At 57.8% G+C, this 2,327-nt stretch carries 2 protein-coding genes and 1 pseudogene; all 3 read right to left on the reverse strand.

What is annotated here, in order from left to right:
• Positions 1–423: 423 nt before the first annotated feature.
• On the reverse strand, positions 424–1,035 hold the full coding sequence (locus B2M20_RS16615; protein WP_079448156.1) for a sigma-70 family RNA polymerase sigma factor: 612 nt from the start codon (positions 1,033–1,035) through the stop codon (positions 424–426).
• A gap of 275 nt (positions 1,036–1,310) precedes the next feature.
• On the reverse strand, positions 1,311–2,045 hold the full coding sequence (locus B2M20_RS16620; RefSeq protein ID WP_079448157.1) for a response regulator: 735 nt from the start codon (positions 2,043–2,045) through the stop codon (positions 1,311–1,313).
• Between the two features lies 1 nt (position 2,046).
• Positions 2,047–2,271, reverse strand: a pseudogene (locus B2M20_RS16625) (ATP-binding protein); the annotation flags it as partial.
• Positions 2,272–2,327: the final 56 nt, after the last annotated feature.

Raw genomic sequence — 2,327 nt, forward strand, 5'->3', positions numbered from 1 at the left:
TTAGCCAAAAGCAATCGCGACTCATCAAAGGCCTCCTGTCCGAGACCGTGAATCACAAACTCAGCGCCGAAGGAATCACTTTTATGGGTCCCGACCCTAGAGCTTGTTGATTAGACGCGTTTCTCTCCCGCGAACCGGATTCCACTTCGCTCAAAACGCTATAGTGGCGGCAGAGACAAGCCGCGCCGTCTCACGCTTTGCGAAGCCCTCAGACGTGCAACGACCATTATCGATTCAGCCCTGGCCGCCCGAGGCCTCTGCTTGGGATTGCAGGCTGGCGCCAGCAACGATGGGCACTGCGCGGTTCGCTCGCGGTTTTCCGATAATCGCTCAAGCGCGGGGATGTCGCCCGAACGCAAACCGGCCCGAACGTCATGCATCGGGGCCGCTGCTAGGCGGGCGATCAGCAGATCAAGTAGTTGGTCAGGCTGCTAGTGTTGCGAGGCCCGCCACTTTCAAAAGCGCTGCGAGTTGTTTGCGGGCATAGAACATACGGGTCTTCACGGTGCTCGGCGGAATGCCGATGATCTCGCCGGCTTCTTCGACCGTCTTCTCGTGATAGTAAACGAGATGGATGATCTCGCGATGAGCCGGGGACAGCTTGGCGATGCAGGCTCGCAGAATTTCGCTGACGTTGCTGCGATCGAGCGACGCCTCGGGCGTATCGGCGCCATCAGCGATTTCCCGGACATTCTCCTGGTCGATATCCTCATGCCGGCGCTGGCGCATCGTGGTCAGCGTTTTGAACCGGGCAATCGAAAGCAACCACGTTGATACCCGTGAGCGGCCTTCGAACTGGCCGGCAGTACGCCAAACGTCCAGGAATACCTGGCTGACAATATCTTCGGCCGCCGTCATGTCGCGCAAGCTACGGAGCACGAAGCGATAGACCCGGACGTTATGCCGCAAATACAGGGTATGCATCGCCGCCCGGTCGCCGTGGGCGATCCGCTCAAGAAGCATCTCATCGGTGGTTGCCTGGGCAGCGATAATGCCTTGGCAGGCGGCTGCGTTAATCGCGATGACATTTTGCATGACGGCTCCCCTTATCGTTGGGCAGAATATTAGCCGTCTCACGTTTCAGCACGCCTGCACGGAAAGCAGAAAATGGTTTCGCGGGAAGGTGCAATTGTTTCGTCCCCTCCCCAGCGATGAAACAATCAGCGAAACCCAGCGTATACTCCGCAAAAAAACGCATACCGGTTCTGTGGCGCAAACTGTTGAATATTAAAGTATTTTTTGTCAGTTTCGACTGAGCTGGGAAAGCACCTGTTCGTTTGAACGTCGTTAGACTTAGCCGTTGGAGCAACTCAGGATTTGTCGCCGGAAGGTGAAAACAGATAACCGCCGCCCCGGATGGTCCGAATCACCGCGGGCTTTGCGGGGTCGGGCTCGATCTTCCGCCGGATCCGCATGATTCGCAGATCAATCGCCCGATCAAAGGCTTCGCTGTCGCGTGCATTGGCCAGTTCCAGCAGCCGCTCGCGCGACAGAACCCGTTTCGGATTGGCGGCGAAGACCTTCAACAGACCAAACTCCGACGCCGTAAGCGGATGTTCGTTGCCCTCGTCGTCCCGTAAGGCCTGAGCCTCCAAATCGAGCCATTTGGTGCCGAAGCGAACGAGTTGACCTGCCGGCGTGGCGGCGACGACATCGGGCACGCCCTCCATTTTTGGCGCACTTCGCCGCAGTACCGAGCGGATACGCGCCATCAGTTCGCGCAACTCACATGGTTTTGCCACGTAGTCGTCGGCGCCGAGTTCGAGGCCGACCACACGATCAATCGGGCTGGCCGTCGCCGTCAGCATGATCACCGGAATGTTGGTGCGGCTCTTGAGATCGCGGATGATCGAAAGGCCATCCTCCTCCGGCATGTTCAGATCGAGTACTACGAGATCTGGCGTTGTCCTGCCGATCGCGTCGCGCAAACTTCGGCCGCCGTCGCACAACGTGATGGCGAAGCCATGCATCTTGAGATAGTCACCCACCATCTCCCGGGCAGGCGCCTCGTCGTCAACCACAATGATATACGGATTCCTGTTCATGTCAGATTGTCGTAGGCAAGATGATGGTGAAGGTCGATCCCTGTCCGGGGCCACCACTATCGGCTTTGATCTGGCCATCATGCATTTCGACGATCCGTTTCACGATCGACAGGCCAAGGCCGGTGGAGCTTTCACCGGCGGTGGGTTTTGCGGACAATCGCTGGAAACGGCCGAACAGTCGTCCTAGGGTCTGGACCCATAAAATGATTCCTTCTGCGCTGAGTTTGTGATTCACGGTCTCCGACAGGAGGCCCCTCATGAGTCGCGATTACTTTTGGCTAA

The sequence above is a fragment of the Nitrobacter vulgaris genome, from assembly GCF_002028545.1.
Classification (GTDB): Bacteria; Pseudomonadota; Alphaproteobacteria; order Rhizobiales; family Xanthobacteraceae; genus Nitrobacter; species Nitrobacter vulgaris.